This window comes from Synergistaceae bacterium (genome assembly GCA_017443945.1).
GTDB lineage: Bacteria > Synergistota > Synergistia > Synergistales > Aminobacteriaceae > JAFUXM01.
The window spans coordinates 1-26,165 of record JAFSXS010000054.1 but is presented as its reverse complement, the minus strand read 5'-3'; the positions used below and the strand labels follow the sequence as shown (position 1 = coordinate 26,165).

At 41.1% G+C, this 26,165-nt stretch carries 29 protein-coding genes and 3 tRNA genes; 21 read left to right on the top strand and 11 right to left on the bottom strand.

Going from position 1 to position 26,165, the window contains the following annotated elements:
* Position 1: 1 nt before the first annotated feature.
* From IJT21_05705 to IJT21_05660, 10 genes are all read left to right on the top strand, one after another.
* On the top strand, positions 2-550 hold the full coding sequence (locus tag IJT21_05705) for a type II secretion system protein (protein ID MBQ7577740.1): 549 nt from the start codon (positions 2-4) through the stop codon (positions 548-550).
* A 31-nt stretch (positions 551-581) separates the two neighbouring features.
* Entirely contained in the window at positions 582-1,160 is a 579-nt protein-coding gene (locus IJT21_05700; protein ID MBQ7577739.1) for a type II secretion system protein, read from the top strand.
* Between the two features lie 27 nt (positions 1,161-1,187).
* Entirely contained in the window at positions 1,188-1,829 is a 642-nt protein-coding gene (locus IJT21_05695) for a type II secretion system protein (GenBank protein ID MBQ7577738.1), read from the top strand.
* 175 nt (positions 1,830-2,004) lie between these two features.
* A complete protein-coding gene (locus IJT21_05690; protein MBQ7577737.1) occupies positions 2,005-2,481 on the top strand; it encodes a hypothetical protein in 477 nt (158 codons plus the stop codon).
* A gap of 101 nt (positions 2,482-2,582) precedes the next feature.
* On the top strand, positions 2,583-3,026 hold the full coding sequence (locus IJT21_05685) for a DNA-binding protein (GenBank protein ID MBQ7577736.1): 444 nt from the start codon (positions 2,583-2,585) through the stop codon (positions 3,024-3,026).
* Positions 3,027-3,029: 3 nt separating this feature from the next.
* On the top strand, positions 3,030-4,283 hold the full coding sequence (locus IJT21_05680; protein MBQ7577735.1) for an EAL domain-containing protein: 1,254 nt from the start codon (positions 3,030-3,032) through the stop codon (positions 4,281-4,283).
* A complete protein-coding gene (locus tag IJT21_05675) occupies positions 4,284-5,117 on the top strand; it encodes a diaminopimelate epimerase (GenBank protein ID MBQ7577734.1) in 834 nt (277 codons plus the stop codon).
* Positions 5,107-5,967 carry a radical SAM protein gene (locus tag IJT21_05670; protein MBQ7577733.1) on the top strand — a complete coding sequence of 287 codons (861 nt, stop codon included), beginning with the start codon at positions 5,107-5,109 and terminating at the stop codon, positions 5,965-5,967. The genes IJT21_05675 and IJT21_05670 overlap by 11 nt, the downstream gene beginning before the upstream one ends.
* Positions 5,968-6,018: 51 nt before the next feature.
* Positions 6,019-6,342, top strand: a complete 324-nt coding sequence (locus tag IJT21_05665) for a hypothetical protein (protein ID MBQ7577732.1) — start codon at positions 6,019-6,021, stop codon at positions 6,340-6,342.
* 16 nt (positions 6,343-6,358) lie between these two features.
* Positions 6,359-6,676, top strand: coding sequence for a hypothetical protein (locus IJT21_05660; GenBank protein MBQ7577731.1), 318 nt, complete (start codon positions 6,359-6,361; stop codon positions 6,674-6,676).
* A gap of 83 nt (positions 6,677-6,759) precedes the next feature.
* Here IJT21_05660 and IJT21_05655 read toward each other — a convergent pair whose 3' ends face one another.
* The 6 genes from IJT21_05655 to IJT21_05630 form a co-directional block, all read right to left on the bottom strand.
* On the bottom strand, positions 6,760-7,908 hold the full coding sequence (locus IJT21_05655; protein ID MBQ7577730.1) for an aminotransferase class III-fold pyridoxal phosphate-dependent enzyme: 1,149 nt from the start codon (positions 7,906-7,908) through the stop codon (positions 6,760-6,762).
* A gap of 65 nt (positions 7,909-7,973) precedes the next feature.
* On the bottom strand, positions 7,974-9,848 hold the full coding sequence (locus IJT21_05650; protein ID MBQ7577729.1) for an FAD-dependent oxidoreductase: 1,875 nt from the start codon (positions 9,846-9,848) through the stop codon (positions 7,974-7,976).
* Positions 9,849-9,851: 3 nt separating this feature from the next.
* Positions 9,852-11,051 (bottom strand): threonine ammonia-lyase, encoded by a 1,200-nt coding sequence (locus IJT21_05645; protein ID MBQ7577728.1) that lies wholly within the window; start codon positions 11,049-11,051, stop codon positions 9,852-9,854.
* 126 nt (positions 11,052-11,177) lie between these two features.
* Positions 11,178-13,208 carry a hypothetical protein gene (locus tag IJT21_05640; GenBank protein MBQ7577727.1) on the bottom strand — a complete coding sequence of 677 codons (2,031 nt, stop codon included), beginning with the start codon at positions 13,206-13,208 and terminating at the stop codon, positions 11,178-11,180.
* 112 nt (positions 13,209-13,320) lie between these two features.
* On the bottom strand, positions 13,321-13,602 hold the full coding sequence (locus IJT21_05635; protein MBQ7577726.1) for a helix-turn-helix transcriptional regulator: 282 nt from the start codon (positions 13,600-13,602) through the stop codon (positions 13,321-13,323).
* Positions 13,602-14,603, bottom strand: coding sequence for a permease (locus IJT21_05630; GenBank protein ID MBQ7577725.1), 1,002 nt, complete (start codon positions 14,601-14,603; stop codon positions 13,602-13,604). Before IJT21_05630 ends, IJT21_05635 begins: the two co-directional genes overlap by 1 nt.
* Positions 14,604-14,733: 130 nt before the next feature.
* On the opposite strand from IJT21_05630, the gene IJT21_05625 reads away from it, so the two are divergent.
* Positions 14,734-15,279, top strand: a complete 546-nt coding sequence (locus IJT21_05625; GenBank protein MBQ7577724.1) for an epoxyqueuosine reductase QueH — start codon at positions 14,734-14,736, stop codon at positions 15,277-15,279.
* Here the strand turns inward: IJT21_05625 and IJT21_05620 are convergent.
* The 3 genes from IJT21_05620 to IJT21_05610 all read right to left on the bottom strand — a co-directional run bounded on the left by IJT21_05620 (position 15,276) and on the right by IJT21_05610 (position 17,387).
* Positions 15,276-15,950 (bottom strand): M15 family metallopeptidase, encoded by a 675-nt coding sequence (locus IJT21_05620; protein MBQ7577723.1) that lies wholly within the window; start codon positions 15,948-15,950, stop codon positions 15,276-15,278. The genes IJT21_05625 and IJT21_05620 overlap by 4 nt on opposite strands.
* Positions 15,916-16,851 carry a D-alanine--D-alanine ligase gene (locus IJT21_05615; protein ID MBQ7577722.1) on the bottom strand — a complete coding sequence of 312 codons (936 nt, stop codon included), beginning with the start codon at positions 16,849-16,851 and terminating at the stop codon, positions 15,916-15,918. The genes IJT21_05620 and IJT21_05615 overlap by 35 nt, the downstream gene beginning before the upstream one ends.
* Before the next feature lie 386 nt (positions 16,852-17,237).
* On the bottom strand, positions 17,238-17,387 hold the full coding sequence (locus IJT21_05610; protein ID MBQ7577721.1) for a hypothetical protein: 150 nt from the start codon (positions 17,385-17,387) through the stop codon (positions 17,238-17,240).
* 265 nt (positions 17,388-17,652) lie between these two features.
* Between IJT21_05610 and IJT21_05605 the strand changes: the two genes are divergently transcribed.
* The 10 genes from IJT21_05605 (at position 17,653) to IJT21_05560 (ending at position 25,541) form a co-directional block, all read left to right on the top strand.
* The gene (locus IJT21_05605; GenBank protein ID MBQ7577720.1) at positions 17,653-18,135 is read left to right on the top strand and encodes an HIT domain-containing protein; all 483 of its coding nucleotides are present in this window, start codon (positions 17,653-17,655) and stop codon (positions 18,133-18,135) included.
* Positions 18,116-18,736, top strand: a complete 621-nt coding sequence (locus IJT21_05600) for a YigZ family protein (protein MBQ7577719.1) — start codon at positions 18,116-18,118, stop codon at positions 18,734-18,736. The genes IJT21_05605 and IJT21_05600 overlap by 20 nt, the downstream gene beginning before the upstream one ends.
* Positions 18,737-18,759: 23 nt before the next feature.
* Positions 18,760-18,853: transfer RNA gene (locus IJT21_05595), tRNA-Ser, on the top strand.
* A gap of 10 nt (positions 18,854-18,863) precedes the next feature.
* Positions 18,864-18,937, top strand: a tRNA-Arg gene (locus IJT21_05590).
* 151 nt (positions 18,938-19,088) lie between these two features.
* Positions 19,089-20,213: an ABC transporter substrate-binding protein gene (locus IJT21_05585; protein MBQ7577718.1), complete on the top strand. Its 1,125-nt coding sequence runs from the start codon at positions 19,089-19,091 to the stop codon at positions 20,211-20,213.
* 96 nt (positions 20,214-20,309) lie between these two features.
* Positions 20,310-21,395 (top strand): branched-chain amino acid ABC transporter permease, encoded by a 1,086-nt coding sequence (locus tag IJT21_05580; protein MBQ7577717.1) that lies wholly within the window; start codon positions 20,310-20,312, stop codon positions 21,393-21,395.
* A gap of 3 nt (positions 21,396-21,398) precedes the next feature.
* On the top strand, positions 21,399-22,457 hold the full coding sequence (locus IJT21_05575) for a branched-chain amino acid ABC transporter permease (GenBank protein MBQ7577716.1): 1,059 nt from the start codon (positions 21,399-21,401) through the stop codon (positions 22,455-22,457).
* Positions 22,458-22,460: 3 nt separating this feature from the next.
* On the top strand, positions 22,461-23,303 hold the full coding sequence (locus IJT21_05570) for an ABC transporter ATP-binding protein (protein ID MBQ7577715.1): 843 nt from the start codon (positions 22,461-22,463) through the stop codon (positions 23,301-23,303).
* Positions 23,304-24,017 carry an ABC transporter ATP-binding protein gene (locus IJT21_05565; protein MBQ7577714.1) on the top strand — a complete coding sequence of 238 codons (714 nt, stop codon included), beginning with the start codon at positions 23,304-23,306 and terminating at the stop codon, positions 24,015-24,017.
* 60 nt (positions 24,018-24,077) lie between these two features.
* Positions 24,078-25,541 (top strand): sodium/proline symporter, encoded by a 1,464-nt coding sequence (locus tag IJT21_05560; protein ID MBQ7577713.1) that lies wholly within the window; start codon positions 24,078-24,080, stop codon positions 25,539-25,541.
* Positions 25,542-25,680: 139 nt separating this feature from the next.
* Here the strand turns inward: IJT21_05560 and IJT21_05555 are convergent, their stop codons facing one another.
* A complete protein-coding gene (locus IJT21_05555; protein ID MBQ7577712.1) occupies positions 25,681-25,947 on the bottom strand; it encodes a 30S ribosomal protein S20 in 267 nt (88 codons plus the stop codon).
* A gap of 40 nt (positions 25,948-25,987) precedes the next feature.
* A tRNA-Leu gene (locus IJT21_05550) sits at positions 25,988-26,070 on the bottom strand.
* Positions 26,071-26,165: the final 95 nt, after the last annotated feature.

Sequence of the window (26,165 nt, the reverse complement as noted above, 5' to 3'; positions counted from 1 at the left end):
CATGAAGAAAAAATTTTATGCGCGCAAGGGGTTCACGTTGGTCGAGTTATTGATCGTTATAGTGGTAATCGGTATTCTGTCCGCTATGATGATGCTTTCGAGTACGGAGGCAATGAGCTCGGCTAAGGCTTCAAATATAGCAAGCAATTTACGTAACTTGAAGACGGCGACTTTGGCATGGTATGCGGATCATACGGACTGGGTTTCTCCGGATTTGAAGGTGTCAGGCGGAAAAGAAATTGAAAGTATAGTAGGAACAGAGTCTGGTAAAGCAAATATTCTCAAGTACTTTAACAATGAAGGCTCTATGGTTCTTAATGGCCAGCCAACTGCTGGTGAGTATGGTGTACGTTCTGCTACTATAAGTAGTAAGAGAGGTTGGTATGTGGGATATACATTCGCAAACAATGAGACCAGCGTTAGAGAAAAACTCGCCGGACGAGCAAAGACTCTTGGACTAAAATTTGGCAGTAATACTGCTAGCAGCCTATCTGATACTCCTGGAGATAACATGACTGTATGGATGAAAGTTTTAGGAGAAGCTGAATAAATTTTTCGAAATATTGCTTGAGGTTAATACTATGAAGAAAAAATATTATTCACGCAAAGGCTTCACACTTGTTGAGCTCTTAATAGTCATTGTCGTAATTGGGATTCTTTCGGCTATGATGATGCTTTCAAGCACAGAGGCAATGAGCTCGGCAAAGGCTTCAAATATTGCGAGTAACTTGCGGAATCTCAAGACGGCAGCGCTTGCATGGTATACAGATCATGTGGATCTAGTTACCGCAGATGGCAGAGTAAAGACAAAAGTAACTGATGCAGATAATAATGCTAAGCCATTTCAAGAGCAGAATAAGGACGACGCACTTGAGATCGCTAAATACTTCAATAATGAAGACTCAATTTCGATTAACGGAGGGGAGGGCAATGATCCTATAAAAGCTGGCGGTTACGGAATTTGCGATGCAGGTGGAACAAACAGAAACACGTGGTATGTAGGCTATAAATTTGCTTCGAATGAGGACTCCATTAAAGAAAAGCTCAAGGGCAGGTTAAAAACTTTGGGAATGATCTTGCGCGGAAACACTCCGAACAACTCCGGCGAAACTGTAATATGGCTTAAAGTCATGGGAGAATGGTCACCCTCCAGTAATTAGCAAATTTATTAGTTAGGAGGCGTAATCATGAAGAAGGATAATAAATCACGTAAGGGCTTCACACTTGTTGAGCTCTTAATAGTCATTGTCGTAATTGGGATTCTTTCGGCTATGATGATGCTTTCGAGTACTGAGGCTATGAGCAGTGCAAGGGCTGCTAAAATTATTTCCGACCTGCGGAATCTCAAGACAGCCGTAATAGCTTGGTATGTAGATCACCCTGATTTAGTCGATACAGCAACCGGCAAAGTCAGAGAAAAAATTACTAATAATAATAATGACTGGAAGGCGATTCAGAATTTAGTTAATAACGGTAATGACAAATTAGGTATGAAGAAATACCTCAATAATGAAAATTGGAGCTTTAACGAAGGAAATAGCGGAGAAAATCCGATTAAAGAGGGCGGTTACGGTATTTGCGACGGAGGTAGCACAGCAGGTACTAAAGACGAAGCAAACAGAACAAGCTGGTTTGTTGGCTATAGATTTGCAGCTAACGAAGACTCCGTAAAAGAAAAACTCTATGGTCGGGCAAAGTCTCTCGGTCTAGTTTTCTCAAATAATACGCCTAATAACTACCAATCCGGCAAAGTAAACAATGCTAAAGGTGATAAAGTTGTCTGGATGAGAGTCTTCGGAGACTATCAGGTAACAACTATTTACGAGTAAATTTAGCTATCAGATTTTTACATTTAGCACCCTTTCAGAAATGGGGGGGTGTTATTTATTTGCCTGTAATTCGACGGAAATTTTATTATATCATGAATAAATAAAAGGGGGTAATTTTTCGCGAAATAGAGTCCGATATTACAGCTATAAATTAAATAGAGGAGTTATTAACACAATGAAGAATAAGAACAAGAATAATAGAGAGAATCACTCAAGAAAATTTTTGATTATAACCGAGCTGTTAATTGCAGTTATTTCGGCGGGCATTCTTGTATATGTTATGATGATTTCAAGCAATGAGTCAATGAACTCTACTAAAGCATTAAATATCGCAAGCAACCTCCGCACACTCAAGACTATAGCATTTGCACAGTATGTGAATAGTGATGATAACGGCAAAGATAATACAATTAGGCTTGATAAAAATATTAGCAGCGAAAAAATTACGTCAGGCGAGTCTCTTAGCGCGGGCTGTTATGGAATTTATGACGGTGAAGAAGATTCATGTTTTGTAGGCTATAAATTTGCAGATAACGAAGACAAAATCAAAGCTAACCTCAAGACTAAAGCAAAGACTTTAGGGCTGAAATTTTCTGATAATAACCCTGAGTCCGGCAGTGGAGACAGTATCGTTTGGCTCAGAGTTATGTAAAAATTTGAATCATCAGCACCCTTTCAGAAATGGGAGGGTGTTTTTTTTGTCATGTTATATAATTGTGCATATTCATATATAAATGGAGGAATAAATTTATTATGCAGTTCAGGCGGTTCGGAAATAAATTTTTTGTGAGAATGGACAAGGGCGAGGAAATAATTTCAACTCTCGAAGATTTTTGCGTCAAAGAAAAAATTACTCTCGCTGAAGTTAAAGCACTCGGAGCAGTTGAAAATTTTGAGGTCGGACTCTTTGACATCAACGAGAAAAAATTTCACTCAAATAAATTCGATTTTCCCGCAGAAATTACAAGTTTATGGGGCACAATCACAACTAAAGACGGCAAAGTTTATTCACATATTCACATGAGCGCAGCAAATAAAGACGGTCAAGTTTTCGGCGGCCATCTCGTTAAAGCAACAGTAAGCGCAACTTTTGAAATGCTTATTGACGATATTTCAGAGGGCAGCACTAATAATTACGTCGTCGAACGCAAATTTAATGACTCTATCGGGTTAAATTTATTTGAATTTCTTGACTAATTTATGGACTCATTGACAAATCTTTTAACGCGCACAGAATTTCACACTAAGGCAGCAGAAATAATTAATTCCGGCAAAAAGGGAGCTGCTTTCGTGTGGCTGAATCTCGACAATTTCAAAATGTTTAACAGCAGATTCGGCTATAATCACGGCGATAAATTATTGCGTGAGATTGCAAATGCTTTGACCGTAATTTTTCCTGATGATCTAATTGCGCGCTTCAACGATGACAATTTTGTGATTCTTACGGACTGGACGACGGCCGAGACTAATATCGAGAACATTCAAGCATATATTTACGCAATACATCAAAATATTACGCTGAGACTTAGAGCCGGAATTTATTTACCTTCAACGAGCGCAAACAATGAGGACGTGCGAATCTCCTGCGACCGCGCAAAATTAGCCTGCGACAGTATACGCAAGAATCATAGTATTAGCTCCTGCATGTTTCATGACGAAATGAGCCGTGAATTATCAATGCAGCAATATATATTAGATAATCTTGATTACGCAATGAAGCACGATTATATCAGGACACTTTATCAGCCGATTGTGAATCTTTCTGACGGGAAAATTTGCGAGGTTGAAGCCCTTGCACGCTGGAACAGTCCCGAACACGGTTTTATTTCGCCTTCAGACTTTATCCCGACTCTTGAGCAGTATAGAGAGATTCATAAAATAGATTTGCACTCATTAAGGCAGGTTTGCAGGGATTATAAATCAAGACATGACTCAGGGCTGCAATTATTGCCGGTTTCTATAAATTTATCGCGCTTAGATTTTGAGTTATGCGACATTTACAGCGAGACAGAAAAAATTTTATCGTCCTGCAATGTCCCTCCCGAAATGATTAGAATCGAAATAACAGAAAGCGTAAACGAGGACGACACAGCATTATTGAATCTCGGCATAGAAAAATTTAGAGCTTCCGGACATGAAATTTGGATGGACGATTTTGGCACGGGCTATTCGTCATTAAATGTGCTGAAAGATTATAATTTCGACACAGTAAAATTTGATATGGAATTCTTGAACGGTTTTGACATAAATAAATCTGACAAAGCAAAATATATTATCAGTTCGAGTCTCTCAATGGCTCGTCTAATGGGCATGAAGGCGCTTGCTGAAGGTGTTGAGACCTCCGAACAGTTAGAATACTTGACATCAATAGGCTTTGACATGGCGCAGGGATATTATTTCGGCAAACCCATGACGCTTAATGAAATTTTTACACTCGAAAGGAGCGCACAATAAATGAAATTTACAAAGATGCACGGCTGCGGTAATGATTATATTTACGTTGACTGCTTTCACGAGAAAATAAATAATCCTGAACAGCTGGCAATAAAAATTTCTGACAGGCATTTTGGAGTCGGCAGCGACGGACTAATTTTGATACAACCTTCAAAGAATGCAGACGCTTTTATGCAGTTATACAATGCAGACGGTTCGGCCGGTACAATGTGCGGAAACGGAATCAGGTGCACGGCAAAATTTATTTACGATCACGGCATAATCTCACCTGACAAGCGGAAAACTTTTATTGATACACCTGCAGGCGTGAAGGAAATTGCTTTAACGGTCGAAAATGGGCGGGTCTCAAGCGCAAGTGTTGACATGGGCAAGGCGCAAATTACGAGCGATTTACCCGAAAATATTATAGTTCACGACATGAATCTAAAATTTATAGGAGCTTACACCGGCACAGAACACGCAGTATATTTCATTGAAGACAACCCGCAGTTAATTGACATATTCAAGTGGCCTGACTCAAAATTTGCGATAGAAGGCGATTATTTCGAGACTCATAAAAGATTCCCACGCCGCGTAAATTCGGAATTTATAGAAATTATTTCGCGTTCAGAAATAAATATGCGTGTCTATGAACGTGGCAGCGGTGAGACTCTTGCGTGCGGGACTGGTGCGACTGCGGCGGCGTTTGCAGGCTTTAAGGCTGGAAAATTGGACTCAGACGTATTAATACACTTGAGGGGCGGAGACTTGCAGATAAAAATTTTTCCCGATGATAAATACTTAATGACGGGGCCTGCTGTCGAAGTCTTCACGGGCGAATACAATGCAGATTAATCACGTAGAATCAAGCAGCATTTTAACGCGTTCAAATCTGCCGGTCTCTGATTATTCAGCGAATCCCTATATAGGCTGCTCACACGCTTGCAAATATTGTTATGCCTCATTCATGAAGAGATTCACGAATCACCCTGAGGAATGGGGCGAATTTGTTGACATAAAGACTTGGCCTCCACTCAAAGCGGGCAAATATAACGGCAAAGAAATTTTTTTATCGTCAGTAACAGATCCGTATCAGCCTCTCGAAGAAAAATTTTGCAGAACTAGAAAATTGCTTGAAGAATTACAGGGCAGCGGCGCAAAAATAAGTATTGCAACAAAGTCAGATTTAATTTTGCGAGATTTGGACCTGATAAAGACCTTCAAGAATCCGCGAGTCTCATGGTCGATTAACACTCTTGATGAAAAATTTCGTGCCTCAATGGATAGAGCCGTGAGCATTGAACGAAGATTAAACGCTATGAAAATTTTTCATGAGTCAGGTATTCGAACGACCTGTTTTATTTCGCCGATTTTTCCGGGAATTACTGATGTTAAAGCAATAATCACCCGCGCTAAAGATATTTGCAATTTAGTGTGGCTTGAAAATTTGAATCTCAGGGGAAATTATAAGCCGGTTATATTGAACTGGATTCACGCGAACAGGCCGGAATTAGACTCGCTTTATCACGCAATTTACACACGAAAAGATTTAGGCTACTGGCAGGCACTCGACGAGGAGATAAAAATTTTTGCGCGCGATAATGGACTTGATTATGTCAGGAACGATGACTCATTTAATAGGCCATTTGACGCACCGCCGATAATTGTAAATTATTTCTATCATGAGCAGTTAGTCAAGCATTAAGTTATAGTAAAATATTAGTGATAAATTTTTTCTTGAATGGAGGTGATTACAATGGCAGAAAATGAGAGATACGTACGCGAAGAAGTTTTTAACGAGAGTATGCGCAGGATTGACGAACGGTTTAGTAAGATAGACGAACGCTTTAACGCTATTGAAAACCGTATTACGGATATGTCAGGAGAAATTAAAGCTATTAATGCGCGTATTGAGGGCGTTATAGACACTTTTTCAGTAGCAATTAACGGCCTTAATTCCCGAATCGATGACATCAAAGACAGTCAATCATATAGTGCAGCAAAATGGGGGATTATTGTCGCTGTATTCGTCGGATTTGTGCAGGTAGCAACATCTATAATTATGCATTTCTGGAAATAATTTTATAGCAGGGAGTATGATTCTAATGGCAGAAAATAAAGAATACATAACAGTAGAAATGTTTAATAATGGAATTAGAGATTTGAAAGCAGAGATACAAGCTATTGACAAAAATGTCTTAATTAACACTACAAAAATAGACATGTTACAGCATTCTCAAAATGTTTGGTTCATGGTTATTGCTGTAGTTGTTGCTTTAATAGGATTTGTTATAACGCTTGCTCCTATGTTTCGTGAAATGTATCGTGATTCACGAAAAAATTTCATGGTAGAGCAGGAAATTAAAAATCTTGTGCGCGAAGAGTTTGCTAAATTGAAATCAGAAGCACATTAGCAAATAATTTATAACAGTGTTGGATGTTTTCCGCCGCCGAGCGGGGTGGGCGGGTGGGAGCGAGGCGGCGGCCTTCATTCTCATTACTTGCAGGCTTGTGCGATAACTTTTCCTGCCTTCACTAACAAACTTTCAGGTATATTTATAGGCGGTAATAATCGTAATTTATCCTTTGCAGTTGTGCATAATACTCCGTTGTTAATGCATTCTTGCGCGGCCTCTCGTGATGGTCTCGAAGGTTTTACCCCCAGCATTAAGCCTATACCGGTCGGGTTAAAATCTGCTAGAATCTCACGCAAAATTTCGCCTTTTCTCGTTACTTCATTCAATAAATCGTCGTCAATGCGCGATAAAATATTGCAGGCTCCTGCACAAATTACAGGATTCCCGCCGAACGTTGAGCCGTGATCCCCGTGATTAAAAACGTTCTGAACTTTCGCATTAAATAACGTCGCGCCGATTGGGAGTCCTCCTCCGAGACCTTTTGCGACTGTTACAATATCGGGTTCAAATCCGTAATGCTCGTAAGAAAATAATTTTCCCGTTCTGCCGTTGCCCGCTTGGACTTCATCAATTATCAGCAAAATATTTTTCTCGCGGACAAATTTTTTTATCGCCTCTGCATATTCATGAGTCAAAGCTACGACTCCGCCCTCACCTTGTATGCACTCTATCATGATTGCTGCAAGTTTATTTTCTTGTGAAAGTTTTTCGAGCTCGTCAATATTTCCTGCATGAGCGTGCACAAATCCCGGCGTTAAAGGCTGATATAATTCGTGATAATGTTCTTGTCCCGTTGCTGCAAGAGTCGTTATTGTCCTGCCGTGAAAGCTGTTCCATAGAGTAATAATCGTAAAATAATTATCTCCTTTTGTGTCGGCTGAAAATTTTCTAGCGGCTTTGATGGCGCACTCGTTAGCTTCTGCTCCTGAGTTCGAGAAAAAAACGCGACTCATTCCTGAACGTTTGCAAAGCATTTCGGCAAGTCTCGCGCAAGGTTCGTTATAATACAAATTAGAAGTGTGCTGAATCTTTTCGAGCTGGGCAATAACTGCATTACGCCATTCTTCGTCGGCAGCACCGAACAAATTAACGCCGATACCGCTTCCCATGTCAATATATTCGCGCCCGTCAGAGTCATAAATCAATGAGTTAGACCCCGACGCAATCTCAACTTCAAAACGGTTATAAGCATTGACTATAAAATTTTCGTCAAGTGAACGTGTGTTCATAAAATTAAGCTCCTCAATTCAATAAAGAATAAAAAATTTTTCTACAATTATATAATATTAAATACTTAGCGGGACGGCATTTTATCAACTAAATTTGCGATAAGGTCGGCAGCTTCTCCCCTCGTTAAGCCCGTAATATTTGGAATTTCCATTTTTTTGCCTGCGAGTGAATTAACTTTTTCTGCGATTTTTGCCGTTTCTGACTCGCTCACTATGTCATCAACCCCGAAAATATTTGCGTCCTTTGCCTGCATTAAATCATAGAGACTCACTATCTGAACGCTTGCAAAAAATTTATTTCCTTCTTGAACGTCTGAATAATTGCATAACGATAATTTGACTCCTGCCTTCAATAACTCGCGCTGAACGTCAATAGCTTTTATTTCTCTGGGCTGGACTCGTTTATTTACTGCGAGTGCTGCTAAGACTCCTGCTGCTTGGCCGGTCATCATTGTTATCGGCTGGACTCTCAAAGCTCCCGACACTAAACGCGACATTGATAAATTTTTCTCGGCTGCGATAAGTCCGTCAACTTTTGCAGGGATTAATATTCGTAATGGAATCTGGAAATTTCCGACTGGTTTATGACTCGTGATAAATTCGCGTTTTTCGTTCATGTCCATATCTGAGTCAGCGTCTGCCAAGTGTAAATCTAAATCGTAACGGCCTATTGCTATTGCGTCGCTAAATTCGTTATTGCCGTTGTCATTGTGATAGCTTGATGAATTTCTGTGCAGTTCTTCAGATGTAAGAGTGTGAAGACCTATGATTCTTCGCGATTCTCTGACATAAGGCACTGGGGGCAAATGACGCGCTATTTCCTGCCATTCAAGCGGTAAATCTTTTGCTGAGTCGGGGAGTTCGTTATATTCGTTCTCATCGACTGACCATGACTCGCCGAGTTCGTGTTGAATATAATAAATGAAGTGAAGAGTCTTTATTAGTGCGTCGCGTTCGATTCTTGCGCGTAAATCTAAATCTGTGAGATATTCGACGGGAAGACCATATTTGCCACGCCACTTGTATGCGCCCGGGTAATCGTTGCCCCAGTTCACACAAGTTTTAGTAATTAATTCCGGCTGCTCTGCGTCATAATTTCCCGGCAAAAATGAGTCCGGCAAAGCTCTATATGCATTATGAGTCATGAAATTTACAGGAGGTTTAACAGGATAAGTCCCCTGAAAGCCTGCTGCATTCTTTAACACGTAATTTTCGTAGTTCCATTTTGCCATGTCATAACCGGGCAGAGGTTGAGAAGGCTTTAATTTTGCTGGTACTCCTTCAGGATATTTGCGGATTATTGCTGTCCAAGTTATGTCTTGAATCATTGCCGGCCCTGCTCGAAATTCTGCGCCCGACATTGCAATAACATCCCCGTATTCGCTCGCGTCGATTAAAATTTTGCAGGTGATATTTTTCTTGCCCTCTGGAGTCTGAATGATTACGCCCTTGACACATAAATTTTCGTTCACGTTTTCGCCCGTTACAGCAATAATTTTTTCTGTCAGAACGCCGATAATGTGCGATTTATAAATTATGTCGGGTTCGTCCTCGCCTCCTGACATGAGAGACAAAATTTTGTGAATCACATGAGGTTCTGCCGCTTTATTATTCTTTTCCCAGTAACATGTGCCGGTTGATTTGCCTCGTGATGTGTAATATTCCTCGATTCGATTTATAAATTCTGCATAGAGTCCGCTTGTCTGACCGCTTAAATCATCCATTGTAGAGACTCCTGCAGCCGTCATTTGTCCGCCCAATAAATTTGTAGGTTCAACAACTAAGACGCTTACACCCATTTTTGAAGCCTGAATCGCTGCAGCAATACCGCTCGGCCCCGCACCAGCAATTATAATATCGTAGTCATCAAGTAAATTTGCAGCTAAAACAGGACTCACAAGCACTATAACGAGAGTCAAAGCAAGTAAAATTTTTCGCATGGTCTAAACCCTTTCTGTAACGATTCTAAAGCCTTCACGGGTGAGTCTCTCTTTGATGGTGTAAATTTGTTCTTCATTGAGAGTCTCAAGTGCTAATTTGAGAAAACAGCTTGTTATTGCCATGTTAGTGTCTCCGTGATCGTAATAGACTGATACGACATTTGCTCCGCACTCGGCAATAATCCGCGAAACGTCCTGCAATTGTCCGGGCTTGTCTACTAATTGAATCGTTAAATTTATATTTCGTCCTGTCATCATGAGTCCGCGAGTTATGACCCTCGATAAAATATTTACATCAATATTTCCGCCCGATATAACGCAAACAGTTTTCTTGCCTTCAACGGGTAATTTATTGAACATTTCAGCAGCAACAGAGACCGCCCCGGCACCTTCAGCGATTAATTTCTGCTTCTCGATTAGTGCAAGAATGGCAGCCGCAATTTCATCTTCAGAGACGCAAACAATATCGTCAACATATTGGGAGATAATATTAAAAGTGTTCTCGCCTGGATTCTTGACTGCGATTCCGTCCGCAAAGGTTGAAACGCTTTCTAATGTCTCGCGCTGATGTGCCTTGAATGAATTATACATGCTGGGTGCTCCTGCTGCCTGAACGCCGTAAATTTTCACATCAGGTTTGAGAGATTTCACCGCAAATGCAACTCCCGAAATTAAACCGCCTCCGCCTATGGGAACGATAACGGCCTCAACGTCTTCGAGCTGATCAAGAATTTCGAGTCCTATAGTCGCTTGACCTGCTATAACAAAATCGTCGTCGTATGGATGTATAAAAGTTGCTCCCGTTTCCTGCACTAATTGCACGGCTCTGTCGTGTGCATCGTCATAAGTGCCGCGAACGAGTTCAACATTTGCTCCGAGTTTCTTTGTGCTGTCAACTTTCATAACGGGTGCGCTGTCGGGCATACATATTGTTGAAGATATACCTTTGCGGGCTGCGGACATTGCGACTCCCTGCGCGTGATTGCCTGCTGAACATGCAACTATGCCGCGTGATTTCTCTTCGTCGGAAAGCTGAGAAATTTTGTAATATGCTCCACGTAATTTAAAGCTGCCTGTTACCTGTAAATTTTCTGTCTTGAGATAAAGATTTTCGCTCAATTTGGGTGCTGCGATTAAATCCGTTTTTCTCGCACATTCACGTAAAATATAAGCCGCGTGATAAACTTTATCGAGTGTCAGCAAATTTTTTTTCCTTCTCTCTGTAATAGTAATAAATCAAAATTTTTGCTAATTATAAATTAATTTTTGCGCATAAGAAAACCCCGCAGCTATGAATCACTACGGGGCATGAAATTTTTTATATCGCTGTTAATATGCTGACTGAACAAATTCAATTTGTGTATGGCCGTATCCTCCTGCATCAATTGTAATATAGCCTGTTCTTGTTGCGCCTGTCTCATTAGGTGCTACTGTGTAGTAAAAATCTTTTCCCGTCTCTGCACCGCCTGACGCAGCCTGAAGAGTAATCCAATCTGAGTCCGTTGTTGCTGTCCAGTTGCCGTCGGAATAAAGTTTTGTCGAATATAATTTACCTTCTTTAGTGCCGCTGTCCGAAATTTTTTCTACGCCGATTCTAGGAGGACGAGGAAGAGAAATATTTACCCACCCGCCTGAATGAGTTAATGCACACATATAAGATGGATAACCTAATATCCAAGAGTCATGACACCATGCAAAACCTTCCCACCAGAAAGCGCGCCCCTTTACCTTGAAATTTCTTGATGTTGTCTCCCATATTGACTCAGTGTCCAAAGTTACAGAAGTTTGTGCAGCAGTTGAAATTTGCCACCCGCTTGAAAAACTCGGATAATCAATATTAAGACACCAGCGCGCCAGCCAGTTCCCGCTCGGTTCCGGTATTACTTCGTAGTCTTGTCCCTGCCATGTTGTAGAGCTTGTATGACTCACTCCAGCAGTAAATGATGCGCTTCCTTCACCTGATGGGCCCTTCTCATCTGCACCGCCTTTAAATGATATTCCGCCCGTAATGCTCCAGCCGTTTGTGTCGGTGTAGCTTTTACCTTTATTGACTGTTTGATTGGGTACATAATGTATATGACTGCCAAATGTATAAGTCCGTTGAATGTCAGTGAAGAGTCCTTTTGTGTAGCCGAGAATTACAGCATAATTATAAGCTCCTGCACCGGGGACTTCATCGCGTGTCTTTATTCCTTCAGCAGCTGCTATTACAATACTCTTGGGCTGAGTATTTGCACGGCTTATCACTAAGTAATAATCAAGATGTTTCTCGAATGAATGAAAACTTATCGCCCTATATTGTGAAAATGTCTCACGGCTGATCTTAAATCCGCTCCAGTATTTATTAAGCAGTCTCTCATTATCGAAATCGCATTTATCAGCAAATTTTTGAAAGTTGGCGTTATTTTTCCCGAATTGATTATAATAATCTATGAATGACCACGAGACATTATCAGCTTTAGTTGTCGTTACACCTGTTACAAGTTTTTCTATTTCTTCGGCAGTACTAGCGGCTATCTTGAATTTGTCTACGGCAATTTTCATATCAGCAGCTGCATTATTAATTTCTGTGTCAATTGATTCTGTCCACCACTGAAAGAAATTATCAACTCTTGAACTATGTAATGAGTCCTCAACTTGTTCACTTGTCAACGGCGTAACACCGAGCGGGTTATCATTTGCGCGGTCTCCGCTGATTCCTGTGTCATTGCTGAAAACGTCAGGCGATACAAAAATGTCGTAACTACTTGCCTGCGATTCTTCAAAGCTGATTAAATCTCCGGTGTTTGTGCTGCTGTCGTCTACATATACAAAAGTGTGAGGCATTCCATTCGGCAAAGTTCTTAATGCAACGGACAGAAGCTCAAAGTGTTTATCTTTTGCGTCGTCAACAGGTTGTGCTAAATCGTGTTCAGTGTTAATAATTGTTTCTATAATATCAATATCGGCTGAATCAGGATAGACAGCTACAATAATAACACCATTTTTGTGAGCAGCCGCCAAACTGTTATAAAATTCTTCGCCGGCCGCTGATGGGATATTATCTTTAACGCTGCTGAAGAAGAGAAAATCTCTTGACGTAAGAGTATCAATAACAGAAATTGCACCGTCCATATCTGATAAATCAAGTTTTTCTGTGAGTATTTCATTAAAGTACGGAGCTAATTTGCTTGCACTTAAACGGGATTCCGTCAGACTTCCTATTATGATAGCGCGCGGACTCGATGAATCAGGCGAATCAGGATTAGAATCAGGCACATCGCTGGGGACACCTGGACTCCCTCCGCAGCCTCCGAGACTGATAATCGCAAACACAGCAAACGCAATAATCATGAGTGAACAAAAAATTTTACGTTTCATAGCTCATCTTCCAACTCATACAAAATTATGACGCGTTTTTTACAAGTACTGAAAATTTTACCAAATAAAATTATATCAAGCAAGCACACGAAAAAATAATATCGCGATAAACTTATAATATTTTATTGCAATTCAACCCGGATATAAACTCTCTAAATTCAGTCAGCGTTACACAGTTCAAAGCATAAAAAATTTTTACGCCCTCACGCCTATTATGCAACAGCCCGCAGTCTGAAAGCACTTTCATGTGATGAGATAGAGTCGGCTGCGTTATCTTGAAATGTTCTAATAACTCACACGCGCATTTTTCGCCCGATGTCAAAAGCTCTACTATTTGAAGCCTGTTAACGTCGCTTAAAGCCTTGCAGATTGAAGCAATATCATTTATTCCCATTATATAAAAATTTCTCCGCAAAAATTAAATATGTACCCGATTATTATAATTCCGACAACGCATATTGCAATAAATGTCCCCAGTAAACGCGGCTTTAAAACTTTTCGCAGCATTATCAATGACGGCAGACTCAAATCTGTAACGGCCATCATAAAACTTAAAATCGTTCCCAGTGCCGCATCCTTCGCAAGCAAAGCCTCTGCAATAGGTATCGTCCCGAAAATATCTGCATATATCGGAGTACCGACTATTACAGCAAGTATCACGCCGAACGGGTTATTATTGCCCAGAATTGACTCTATAAATTTTTCTGGTATCCAATTATGAATTATTGCGCCGATTCCTACGCCGATTAATATATACTTGAATAAATATGTAAACGTCTCGGCTGCTTCATTACGTGCAAATTTTAGACGCTGATTTATTGTCATGTCAGCAATTTTTGTGTCATTTTCTCCCGAATGATTATAAACTTTTTCTTCAACGTATTCTCCCATGTGCAAATTTTCTATCACGATCCCTCCCGTAACCGCGAGCGCAAATCCTATTATTACATAAGCAAACGCTATTTTTGCACCGAAGACGCTAATTAACAGCGCAAAACTTCCGGGATTTATCATCGGTGAGGCAATCAAAAACGAGAACGTCATACCCAAAGGCAGCCCCGCACTTGTGAAGCCTATAAAAATCGGAATTGATGAACACGCGCAGAAAGGAGTCAGAGATCCCAGCATTGCACCAATTAAATTCGCGAAAATTCCCCGAAAACGTCCCATTATTTTTTTGCTGCGTTCGGGCGGAAAATAGCTTTGAATAAATGCCGTCATAAATATAAACACGCACAGCAATACACTTATTTTGATTACGTCATAGATAAAAAACTGCAAGCTGCCGGCAAAACTCGATTTTATGTCAAGCCCGAGAGATTCGAGTCCTCTGCCGATTAAATCATTAAGCCATCTCATAGCTAATATTTGACTCTGGAAAAATTCCCACGACATTTTTTATTTACACCTTTCTATATAGATATTTGTCTATTAATTTTGCGGCAATAATAAATTAAATATAGATAGTTGTCAATATAAATAACGGCGTATAATTAACAATAAAATTTTAAGGAGGCTTTATTAATTGTCAGAGAGAAAAAATATTTTGCTTCACATTTGCTGTGCCCCTGATGCCTGCGTGCCTGTACCTGATTTAATTTCGGAAGGCTGGAACGTTAAAGGCTTCTTTTACGGCTCAAATATTCACCCGTTCGACGAGTATAATTTACGGTTTGAGGCTCTGCACAAATTAATGACTCATACCGGAATTAACTGCGAAATATCAAATTATAATCCGTCTGAGTGGCTCGAAAAAATTTCCGGACTCGAACATGAACCAGAAGGCGGCAAAAGGTGTGAAGAGTGCTTCAAGATTCAGCTTGAGTCAGGTGCATTGCTCGCAAAAAAATTAGGCTGCGAAAATTTTTGCACTACCCTGACAATAAGCCCCCATAAAAATGTGAGTCTGATAAATGATTTAGGCGAAAAAATTTCTGCTCATCACGGATTAACATGGCAAAATAGAGTCTGGCGCAAAAATAACGGCTTTCTTCGTTCAGTCAGAGAGTCAAAATTGCTTGGTCTCTATCGTCAAAATTATTGCGGGTGTGTATTCAGCAAACACGATTAACGCCACTTGAACGGAGGCTCTATATAGCCGTAAAAAGCTGTATCTTGTCCTGTTCGCTCTGCCCATGCTCTGTTGCCAAAATCGTAATGCCACCATTCAGACGGATAATTGCTGAAACCTGCCTCACTCATCACGCGTAAAAGAGTCATGCGATTATTGCGTGCGATTACATTTTTATTTTCGCTTAATAACTCGTGATTGTCATAAAAATTTGTGTGTGAATGCTCTTCGGTGTCGTCGAACTCTCCGCCCATCGGTAAATAATGCCCGTATTTGTCAGCCAGAGTCAAATCAACAGCTCCGCCCGTCAAATGTCCGGACACATCATCGGGATTCTTTGAGGGAAAAGCTACAAAAATTTTCGTGAGTCTTAGTGCTTCCTCATCTGTAACGCCTTTTGCTTTATTTCTCGCAAATAACGTGTCAAATAAAAAAGTTTGCAGCTCGAACGACCGCCACCCGTCCCAGATTATAAAGCGCAAATCATCAGGAAGAGACTCGGCAGCCTGTAATAAATGCTCATAGACAGATTTTCGCAGCCAAACTTCAGGAAGACTCCCCGTCAATCCCTCGTTATAGTACCAGCTCCGCACTAAAATTTTTTCGGGATATAGACTCGCCTGCACTAAAGGTTCATTATTTTCTATCAGCTGCATTATTAATCGCCTCATTCATAATAAATTTCACGAAATCGGACATGCTGACTCCTGCGGCCTTTGCTGCTTTGGGTACGAGACTCGTTGCGGTCATTCCTGGAGCTGTATTGACTTCGAGAATGAATGCTTTATTTTCGGGAGTGAGTCTAAAATCTGCGCGGCTGTATTCTTTGCATCCCAAAACTTTATGAGCTTTCACGGCCATATCGCTTATAGAAATTTTTGCGTTCCCGTCAATTTTTGCAGGTACGATATATTCAGTTGCTCCAGCTGTATATTTATTAGTGTAGTCATAGAATCCCGTGTGAGGTGCGATTTCTATAACGGGGAGAGCTTCAATTTTTCCGTCATGCTCCCATACTGCACAAGTTAATTCGCGGCCGTTAATATATTTTTCTATCATGACATCGGAGTCATAATTTGCGCGTGCGGTCTTGATAGCGTCATTTAATTTTTCGGGTGTCAAGTCATGAATTATAGTGATTCCGACGGTGCTTCCTCCTGAACATGGCTTTACAACGACATTGCGTCCGAGTTTATTTATAATTTCGTCATAATCAGCGGGCAATAACAAACCTTCAGGAATATTTATATTTACGCTTGCAAATAATTCGCGGGCCTTCCATTTGTTCATAGCGTTAGAGCTTGCCTGCGGGCCTGAACCTGTGTAAATTATGCCCATTTCACTTAATTTTTCTTGAAGTTGTCCGCCTTCGCCCCAGTCGCCGTGCATTGCGATAAATACTGCGTCAAAATCTCTGACTCTCTCGATTTCGTTCATTGAGTGCAGGTCAATAATTTCGACGTTGAAGCCAGAATCTTTTAATGCCTCGTGAACTGCTGCGCCGCTTTTGAGTGATACTTCACGTTCTTTGCCGTCGCCTCCGCAAAGTACAGCAATTTTTTTATCTGTCATGTGAATAATTTTCCTCACGTTTATAAAAATTTCTTGCATTATACTACATTATTAAGCGCGTTAATGTGAGTGCATATTGTATTCAGTAAAAATCTTCTTAAATCCGGGCGGGCAGAACGAATTGCGTAGAGACCGATACACTTTACCGGACAGAAAGAAAATTTATGTTTGTGCGATACTATATAGTCAACACACTTTAATAGCTGTAAAACTTTTGCATGACGTGTTTATGTTGAGGCCAACGAGTCGGCACCGGTTGTAAAAAGTTTTTCGCTTTTGACTTTATTTGTTGTGAAGGGGTCTGCAAAATTTTGTGTGAGAGTCTGCTTGAAAAAATTTCTCGTGCGCAAAATAAATCACTAATAAAAATTTTTCTCCGTAAGCACTTATTGCCGGACAGAATAAAATTTATATTTTCGCAATAATTTAATGCATGAAGCTGAAATTGTTATTTTCTCGCGTTTATGTGTGAAGGGGTCTGCAAAATTTTTGTGAGAGTCTGCGTGAAAAAATTTCTCGTGCGCAAAATGAGTCATTAATAAAAAATTTTTCTCCATAAACATTTATCATTGCAAGAACGAATCGACATTTTTGTAGTTGCAAATGTAGTTGTAAAATTATTTATTCGCAATTAATGGGAAATTTCGCAAATATTATATCACGATCATACACGGTTAATTTATCGCTCGTGGTTTAATATGTAGTTCCCACCCGCCCGCCCTATATAATTCGTCGCTCGTGGGCGAAAGGGAGTTTTGCGCTATAATGTCATCATAAATTCATAAAGGAGTCAAAATTTTCATGAAGCAATTATACGCAACGTGGCGAATGTCATACATTGAAGCACCCAAGCACGAAGGCTGCATTTTTTGCGACTTCCCGGCAGAGAATCACGACGACGAACATTTTATAGTTTATCGCGGTAAAACTTGTTTCGTTATCATGAATCTTTATCCCTACAACCCCGGCCATTTAATGATAATTCCCTTCAGGCACACGAATATTTACGAGTCATTGACTGACACTGAAGCCCTCGAAATGCATAATCTCACGTCAAAGGCTGTGCAGGTGCTCAAAAAAGTTATGAATCCCGACGGCTTTAACATGGGAATCAATCTCGGACGCACAGCAGGCGCAGGAGTCGACGGCCATTTACACAGACACATTGTCCCGCGCTGGAACGGTGATAATAATTTCATGCCGGTTTTGTCTGATACCCGCGTTCTTTCTGACTCGATCGCAAATTCATGGCGCAAAATAAAAGATGTCTGGAACGAGCTATAACGAGCCCGCAGGCCCTGCAATTTACGAGGAAAAAATAAAACGTTCTGTCTTCATCGCAAATCTTGAGGCAATACACAACGAGGACGAAGCAAAAAATTTTTTATCGCGCATAATTTCGCAACACAGAGACGCGACTCATAATTGCAGAGCTTATATTTTATCCGACGGGAACGAGTACTCATCCGACGACGGCGAACCTTCAGGAACAGCAGGCAAGCCAATTTTAAACGCTATAAAACGTTCAGGACTCGTTAATGTCATGGTAATAGTTACGCGCTATTTCGGGGGAGTCAAGCTCGGCACAAGAGGCTTAATCGACGCTTACGGACAAACGGCAGCAAAGGCACTCGAACTCGCAGAAATAAAAGAATGCATAATCACGAAAAAATTTTTTATCGCACTCGAATATAATTCAACGGGATTAATCACGCGCTTACTTGAGAATCACAACGCAATAAATATAAAGTGGCAATATAACGAGATTGTCAGCGTAAATGCAGATATACCCGTAAATTTTTGCGATAATATTTCACGTGAATTAAATGAGCTGCTCGCAAGAAAAATTATAATTTCATTTGACAAGAATTTATCTGCGTTATAATATACTCAAAGTTTTAAAAATTTGGTGGGTTGGCCGAGAGGCTGAAGGCGCTCGCCTGCTAAGTGAGTATAGGGTCTAATAACTCTATCGTGAGTTCGAATCTCACACCCACCGCCATAATATTCCTGCGGTAGTAGCTCAGCTGGATAGAGCGAAGGCCTACGGAGCCTTAGGTCGTGGGTTCGAATCCTGCCTACCGCGCTTATAACGAGAGAATGACAGGCGGTGTAACAACCGCTTTTTTTGTGTATATATATTTTGGGCTGAAACTCTGAAAATTTCTTAATGGCCGTAATTAGATATTTTCAGGATAAAGCATAAATTTTTTAGGCAAGGAGATTATATTTTCATCATGACAAAGAAAATTTTAACCTGCGCGCTTTTAATTCTTGCAATGGCTTCATGCGCTTTCGGGGCAGCATTCAAACTCGGCGGAACTGCACCACTTACGGGCGGAGCAGCAATTTACGGAATGGCCGCAATGAGAGGCGCACAAATCGCAGTAGACGAAATTAACGCAATGAACGGCGATATCAAATTCGAGCTTAACTATCAGGACGACACTCACGACGCAGAGAAGGCCGTTAACGCCTACAATGCATTAAAAGATTGGGGAATGCAGATTTCTCTCGGTTCTGTAACGTCAAAGCCCTGTGAAGCAACAGCAGCAGAAAATTTTGCAGATAGAATATTTGCTCTTACTCCGTCAGCTTCAGCACGTGCAGTAACAGAAGGCAAAGATAACGTTTTCCAAATGTGCTTTGTAGATCCTAACCAGGGCAGTGCAAGCGCGCAATATATCGCAAATAAAAATTTAGCGAAAAAAGTTGCTGTTATCTGGAAAAATGACGATGTATATTCAAAGGGTATACGCGATACATTTGTAGAGACCGCACCGAAATTAGGTCTTGAAATCGTGAGCGAGACAACATTTGCAGACGGTAATGATAACGATTTCTCCGTACAGCTTACAGACGCTCAGAAAAACGGCGCAGAACTTGTTTTCTTGCCGATGTACTACCAGCCCGCGAGCTTAATTTTTGCACAGGCCAAGTCAATGGGTTATGCTCCTAAATGGTTTGGCGTTGATGGCATGGACGGCATATTAACAATGGAAGGCTTTGACAAATCACTTGCAGAGGGCGTTATTTTGCTCACACCGTTTAACGCAGATGCAAACGACGAGAAGACTAGAGCATTTGTTGCAGAGTACCAGAAGAGACACGGAGAAATCCCGAATCAGTTCGCCGCAGATGGTTATGACTGTGTATATGCTTACTGCCAGGCATTGACTCAGGCAAAAGCTACACCGGACATGGACGCAGAAGACCTTTGCGCAAAAATGATCGAGCAGTTTACTACTATGACATTCAACGGCGTAACAGGCTCAAACGTAACATGGGCGAAAAACGGCGAAGTCTCGAAGGATCCTAAAGGAATGGTAATCAAGAACGGCGCATATGTCGGACTTGACTAATTATTATTTCACTAGAAAATTTTGCGGGCAGTCGGAAAGAGTCGGCCTTGAAAAATTCCGGCTGCTCTTTTTGTGTAAGGAGCTATATATTTATCTATGACATTCCTTAATTATTTTATCAGCGGCATTAGCTTAGGCAGCATTTACGCAATTATCGCGCTTGGTTATACGATGGTGTACGGTATTGCGAAAATGTTAAATTTTGCTCACGGCGATGTAATAATGATAGGTGCTTACGTGTGCTTTTACGCGGGGTCGCATTACGGACTTAGTATTTTCTTGAGCGTTGTTGCAATTATAATTATATCTGCAATAATCCGGACGGTTGCAAGAATGTTAAATTTTGCTTACTCTGACGCACTAGCATATGTCTGCTTCTTTGTTATTCTGCGTTACGGGCTTGATCCGTTTTCTGATTTATTGTCAAATTTGGGCATTAACTCGCTTGTAAATACAATTTCGTCTTACGGGCTTAATTCGCTTTTGGGCATTATTCTAGCAGTTATAACGTGTACATTTTTGGGCATAATGATAGAAAAATTTGCGTATAAGCCATTGAGGCAGGCTCCGTCATTAGCAGTCTTGATAACGGCAATCGGAGTCAGTTATTTATTGCAGAACTCAGCTTTATTAATATGGTCGCCAAATCCTAAAGTTTTCCCGTCAATCGTAGGTCATGGAGCATTTAAATTATTTGACGGCGAGCTTTCTATTTCATATGTTACAGCTTTGACGATTATTACGTGTTTAATTATTATGATTGTCTTGACTCTATTCATCAACAAAACGAAATTAGGCAAGGCTATGCGCGCATGTTCAGAGGATAAGGGCGCGGCTCAGTTAATGGGAATAAATGTAAACGCTACAATTTCTATGACATTTGCGATAGGATCCGGACTTGCTGCGATTGCGGGGGCGTTATTGTGTTCAGCATATCCGACTTTAATGCCTACAACGGGAGCATTACCCGGCATTAAGGCATTTACAGCAGCAGTTTTCGGCGGTATCGGGTCAATTCCGGGGGCATTTCTCGGAGGCTTGATGCTGGGAGTAATTGAAATTTTTGCGAAGGCCTATATATCGAGTCAATTATCTGATGCAGTTGTCTTCGCTGTATTAATTATAGTATTGCTTGTGAAGCCTGCGGGACTTCTCGGTAAATACACACAGGAGAAGGTGTAAATTATGACAATGCGCAGGCTGATAAATTTAAAACGTGTAGAAGCGCGTAGAATTTACCTGACATATTTTATCGTAATTCTTGCATATATAATTTGCCAGACTATGAGCAGCACAAAATTTTTGAGTTCAACAATGCGGGGAATGTTAGTCCCTATTTGCGCTTATATGGTTATGGCGGTGTCATTAAATTTAGTTGTAGGAATTTCCGGCGAGCTTTCACTTGGTCATGCGGGGTTTATGTCTGTCGGTGCGTTTAGTGGCGTTGCGTCGGCGATTCTCATGCAAAATTTTATTCCGTTTGCACCTGTAAGACTTGCTATTGCTATGATAATTGCTGCGGTTTTTGCTGCTGTTGCGGGATTCTTGATCGGGATTCCTGTTTTGAGGCTTAAGGGCGATTATTTGGCGATTGTTACTCTTGCGTTCGGTGAAATAATAAAGAGTCTTCTCAACAATTTTTATTTAGGCGTTGACTCTGGCGGGATTCAATTAAGCATGTTGACCGACACTACGCGATTATTACCGGGCGGAAAATTAATTATTCGCGGTCCTATGGGTATAAGCGGCATACAAAAAATTTCGACTTTTCCGGCTGGTTTTATTCTCGTGATGATTGCGCTAATGGTAGTCTTCAATCTTGTAAATTCTCGTGCTGGGCGTGCGTTTATGGCGATTCGCGATGACAGGATTGCGGCAGAAAGTATCGGACTCGACGTTACAAAATATAAGATGATGGCATTCGTAACTTCTGCAGCTTTGGCAGGTGCGGCGGGTGCGTTATTTGCGATGAATTATTCTACGATCGTTGCTAATAAATTCGATTTCAACACGTCGATATTGATTCTAGTTTTCGTAGTCTTAGGCGGTCAAGGTAATATGTTAGGTTCGGTGATTGCGGCGGCGGCTTTGACTATTTTGCCGGAAAAACTGCGCGAGTTCTCCGATTATAGAATGCTGCTTTATGCGGTAATATTAATAATTGTAATGCTCACGACAAATAACGAAGATATAAAATATTTCTTCGCACGATTAAACCCTTTCAAGCGCAAAGAGGAGGAATAAATAATGAAAGCTAAGACAAAATATATTCCGGTGCCTTCACGCGCGATTTTGCCCGATAGAGATTTTGGCCGCGAACCCGTTTTAGAGTGCATTAATCTGGGAATCACTCTCGGAGGCATTAAAGCTGTTGACAACTTTAATTTAACTGTCGGACGCACTGAAATTGTAGGATTAATAGGCCCCACCGGTGCAGGAAAAACGACAGTATTTAATTTACTCACAAAAGTTTATCAGCCCACAAAAGGCACGATTTTATTAAATGGTCAAGACACTCACGGACTTGACACAATGCAGATTAACAAAGCAGGAATCGCCCGGACATTTCAGAATATAAGATTATTCAAGAATTTAAGCGTTGTCGATAATGTCAAAGCTGCTATGAATAACGAAATGAAATATAACATGTTCAGCGCGATATTCAGGCTCCCGAACTACAGGCGCGAGGAAGTTGCAGCACACAGACGGGCATTAAAGCTGCTTTCAATTTTCGATATGCAGGACATGGCAGACGTTAGAGCAGGCTCACTCCCTTATGGCGCGCAGAGAAGACTCGAAATTGTCAGGGCACTTGCTACAAATCCGTCGTTATTATTGCTTGATGAACCTGCAGCAGGTATGAATCCTTCAGAGACAGCTGATTTAATGGACAATATTCGCAAAGTTCATGACATGTTTCAAATCGCAATTATATTAATTGAACATGATATGAGTCTCGTAATGAATATCTGCGAGGGAATCTGCGTATTAAATTTCGGCCAAGTCATAGCAAAAGGTACTCCCGACGAGATTCAAGCAAACCCGGCAGTAATTGAGGCTTATCTCGGACGAAAAAAGGAGGACGAATAAATGTCAGAGCCAGTTTTGAAAGTTGAAAATATCAATGTCTATTACGGCAGCATTCACGCAATAAAAGGAATCTCATTTGAGGTCTATGAGGGCGAAATTGTAACACTAATCGGCGCAAACGGTGCAGGAAAATCGACGACTCTAAATACTATTTCTGGACTCCTGCATCCAAGCACGGGCGATGTTGCATTTCTAGGGGAGTCACTCGCGAAAATTGCACCTCACAAAATAGTTGAACGAGGACTCGCGCAAGTTCCTGAAGGCCGTAGAGTCTTCGCGCAAATGACAGTACGTGAAAATTTAGAGATGGGCGCATACACTCAGGCAAATAAAAATATTCATGAGGATTTAAAGAATGTTTATACACTTTTCCCGCGCTTAGAAGAGAGACAAAACCAAGTTGCCGGCACACTTTCAGGAGGAGAGCAGCAAATGTTAGCAATGGGACGCGCACTAATGAGCAGGCCGAAATTGTTAATGCTTGATGAGCCTTCAATGGGGTTAGCTCCGATCTTAGTAGAACAAATTTTTGATATTATTGCAGATTTGCATAAACGGGGCTCAACTATTTTATTAGTCGAACAGAACGCGCAAATGGCATTGAGTATCGCGAGCCGGGGCTATGTAATGGAGACAGGAAAAATTGTAACGACCGGCACAGGAAAAGAATTATTGTCGTCGCCAGAAGTGAGAAAAGCGTATTTAGGCGGTTAATTTTGTGCGTGTGATATACTTCAATAAATTTTTATATAGAGACAAGGAGATTTGCATTATATGAATTTACAAGAAGTCAGCGTGTTTATAATTTACCTGCTGTTTATGCTTGCAATAGGAGTATATTTTTTCTTCCGAGACAAGAATCAGACAGAAAAAGGCTATTTCTTAGGAGATCGCAAAATGGGCGCGTGGGTTGCTGCGTTGTCTGCTGGTGCGTCCGACATGAGCGCGTGGGTCTTAATGGGACTGCCTACTTCTATTTATGCGCTTGGACTCGGTCAAATTTGGATAGCTGTAGGTCTTGCTGTCGGATATTCTTTAAGCTGGATCTATGAAGCTCCCCGTCTGCGTGCGTTCTCGATTGCAGCGAATGACTCTATAACTGTCCCGCAATATTTGACGAATAGATTTTTATCGAGTTCGCGTGCATTGCAGTTAATTTCTGCTGTAGTATTTCTTGTTGCTTATACTATTTATGCTGCGTCGAGTATTAAGGCCTGCGGAACATTATTTAACACGGTAACTGGGCTTGATACGACAATAGCAATGTATTTAGCGGCAGTTATAGTAATCAGCTATACATTTTTAGGCGGATTCAGTGCTGTATCATGGACAGACTTTTTTCAGGGGATGTTAGTATTAGCAGCAATGTTAATCGTACCTATTGCAGCGGCTTTAATGTTAGAACCGGGAGCAGGCGGGTCAATTGCGAAAGAAACGCCTAATTACTGGAATCTATTTTCAAGCTGGCAGGACATAGCATCAGGACTCGGCTGGGGACTCGGTTATTTTGGAATGCCGCATATTATAATTAGATTCATGTCGATTAAATCACAGCACGAATTAAGAAAGTCTGCGAAAATCGGAATTTCTTGGACGCTTATAATATTAACTTTTGCGGGGCTTGTCGGAGTAATCGGCAGAATGTTTATAGGCTTTGACGAGGCGATAAATACAAATTCTCTAGTTTTTGTTGTAATGACACGCAGAATTTTCCACGCTGTTGTGTCGGGAGTGCTGCTTTCTGCTGTTCTTGCGGCGGCGATGAGTACGGCGGACAGTCAATTATTAGCGGCGGCGAGTGCGTTTGCTTCGGACGTTTACAGACCTGTTATACGCAAGGACAAGGCCGGAAGTCGTGAAATGCTGTGGGCTGGCCGTATTGTAGTATTATTGATTGCAGTAGCGGCATTATTTATTGCGTCGAATCCTAATGCAGGTTCAATTATGGCGCTTGTTTCAAATGCATGGGGAGTGTTCGGAGCTGCGTTTGGTCCTGCGATAATGCTTAGTTTATTCTGGAAGAGATTCACATTTTCGGGAGCGGCAGTCGGAATATTTGTCGGTGCAGTTGTAGATATTTGCTGGTTTAATTACATGTCTCACACGGGAGTATATGAGATTATACCGGGATTTTTTGCGGGATTAATAGCGGCAGTGATAGTCTCGTTAATTTCTCCGGCACCGTCAAAGGAAGTAAACGAATTATTTGATAAAGCTGTTGCAATGACGAACGAATAAAAAATTTGAGTTTTCCTGAGTCTCTCGTAGAAGAAATTTGCGGGGGACTCATTTTTTTATGGCGTTAAATAAAAAAATTTCCGGGCGTTCTGGTGTGTCAGTTTGCCCGGGCGTTATGTTTTGCTCACTTGATTAAATGTTAAGCACTTAGAGTCTTTAAATGCCGTGCCATTAATTCTTTGCGTCTTGCTGCTGTATTCTTGTGCATTACGCCTTTTACGACTGCTTTGTCGATTACGCTCTGTGCTGTGTTGAAGGTCTTGACTGCTTCGTCTTTGTTTCCGGCCTGTACAGCTTCTAAGAGTCTTTTAACGGCTGTCTTGCATTGTGAAGTCCAGTGCTTGTTATATAACCTGTTGCGTTCGGCTATATGGACTCGTCTTTCTGCGGATTTCTTGTTAGGCATAAAATATTACTCTCCTGATGAAATATTTATATTATCACGATGCCGGAGGGGAGACTCGAACTCCCACAGAGTTGCCCCCGGCGGATTTTGAGTCCGCTGCGTCTACCATTCCGCCACTCCGGCAAAAAAATTTTACACTGCATAAAATACACTGCTAACGATAATTTGTCAAATGGGCAAGAAATTTTTGCATATTCGCGCTATCCCTTGAATCCGGG

Bases quoted from the DNA above. Each gene is read 5' to 3' on its own strand.
- IJT21_05705 (MBQ7577740.1), top strand. From the start codon at position 2: ATGAAGAAAAAATTTTATGCGCGCAAGGGGTTCACGTTGGTCGAGTTA.
- IJT21_05700 (MBQ7577739.1), top strand. From the start codon at position 582: ATGAAGAAAAAATATTATTCACGCAAAGGCTTCACACTTGTTGAGCTC.
- IJT21_05695 (MBQ7577738.1), top strand. From the start codon at position 1,188: ATGAAGAAGGATAATAAATCACGTAAGGGCTTCACACTTGTTGAGCTC.
- IJT21_05690 (MBQ7577737.1), top strand. From the start codon at position 2,005: ATGAAGAATAAGAACAAGAATAATAGAGAGAATCACTCAAGAAAATTT.
- IJT21_05685 (MBQ7577736.1), top strand. From the start codon at position 2,583: ATGCAGTTCAGGCGGTTCGGAAATAAATTTTTTGTGAGAATGGACAAG.
- IJT21_05680 (MBQ7577735.1), top strand. From the start codon at position 3,030: ATGGACTCATTGACAAATCTTTTAACGCGCACAGAATTTCACACTAAG.
- IJT21_05675 (MBQ7577734.1), top strand. From the start codon at position 4,284: ATGAAATTTACAAAGATGCACGGCTGCGGTAATGATTATATTTACGTT.
- IJT21_05670 (MBQ7577733.1), top strand. From the start codon at position 5,107: ATGCAGATTAATCACGTAGAATCAAGCAGCATTTTAACGCGTTCAAAT.
- IJT21_05665 (MBQ7577732.1), top strand. From the start codon at position 6,019: ATGGCAGAAAATGAGAGATACGTACGCGAAGAAGTTTTTAACGAGAGT.
- IJT21_05660 (MBQ7577731.1), top strand. From the start codon at position 6,359: ATGATTCTAATGGCAGAAAATAAAGAATACATAACAGTAGAAATGTTT.
- IJT21_05655 (MBQ7577730.1), bottom strand. From the start codon at position 7,908: ATGAACACACGTTCACTTGACGAAAATTTTATAGTCAATGCTTATAAC.
- IJT21_05650 (MBQ7577729.1), bottom strand. From the start codon at position 9,848: ATGCGAAAAATTTTACTTGCTTTGACTCTCGTTATAGTGCTTGTGAGT.
- IJT21_05640 (MBQ7577727.1), bottom strand. From the start codon at position 13,208: ATGAAACGTAAAATTTTTTGTTCACTCATGATTATTGCGTTTGCTGTG.
- IJT21_05635 (MBQ7577726.1), bottom strand. From the start codon at position 13,602: ATGGGAATAAATGATATTGCTTCAATCTGCAAGGCTTTAAGCGACGTT.
- IJT21_05630 (MBQ7577725.1), bottom strand. From the start codon at position 14,603: ATGTCGTGGGAATTTTTCCAGAGTCAAATATTAGCTATGAGATGGCTT.
- IJT21_05620 (MBQ7577723.1), bottom strand. From the start codon at position 15,950: ATGAGGCGATTAATAATGCAGCTGATAGAAAATAATGAACCTTTAGTG.
- IJT21_05615 (MBQ7577722.1), bottom strand. From the start codon at position 16,851: ATGACAGATAAAAAAATTGCTGTACTTTGCGGAGGCGACGGCAAAGAA.
- IJT21_05610 (MBQ7577721.1), bottom strand. From the start codon at position 17,387: ATGACTCATTTTGCGCACGAGAAATTTTTTCACGCAGACTCTCACAAA.
- IJT21_05605 (MBQ7577720.1), top strand. From the start codon at position 17,653: ATGAAGCAATTATACGCAACGTGGCGAATGTCATACATTGAAGCACCC.
- IJT21_05600 (MBQ7577719.1), top strand. From the start codon at position 18,116: ATGTCTGGAACGAGCTATAACGAGCCCGCAGGCCCTGCAATTTACGAG.
- IJT21_05585 (MBQ7577718.1), top strand. From the start codon at position 19,089: ATGACAAAGAAAATTTTAACCTGCGCGCTTTTAATTCTTGCAATGGCT.
- IJT21_05580 (MBQ7577717.1), top strand. From the start codon at position 20,310: ATGACATTCCTTAATTATTTTATCAGCGGCATTAGCTTAGGCAGCATT.
- IJT21_05575 (MBQ7577716.1), top strand. From the start codon at position 21,399: ATGACAATGCGCAGGCTGATAAATTTAAAACGTGTAGAAGCGCGTAGA.
- IJT21_05570 (MBQ7577715.1), top strand. From the start codon at position 22,461: ATGAAAGCTAAGACAAAATATATTCCGGTGCCTTCACGCGCGATTTTG.
- IJT21_05565 (MBQ7577714.1), top strand. From the start codon at position 23,304: ATGTCAGAGCCAGTTTTGAAAGTTGAAAATATCAATGTCTATTACGGC.
- IJT21_05560 (MBQ7577713.1), top strand. From the start codon at position 24,078: ATGAATTTACAAGAAGTCAGCGTGTTTATAATTTACCTGCTGTTTATG.
- IJT21_05555 (MBQ7577712.1), bottom strand. From the start codon at position 25,947: ATGCCTAACAAGAAATCCGCAGAAAGACGAGTCCATATAGCCGAACGC.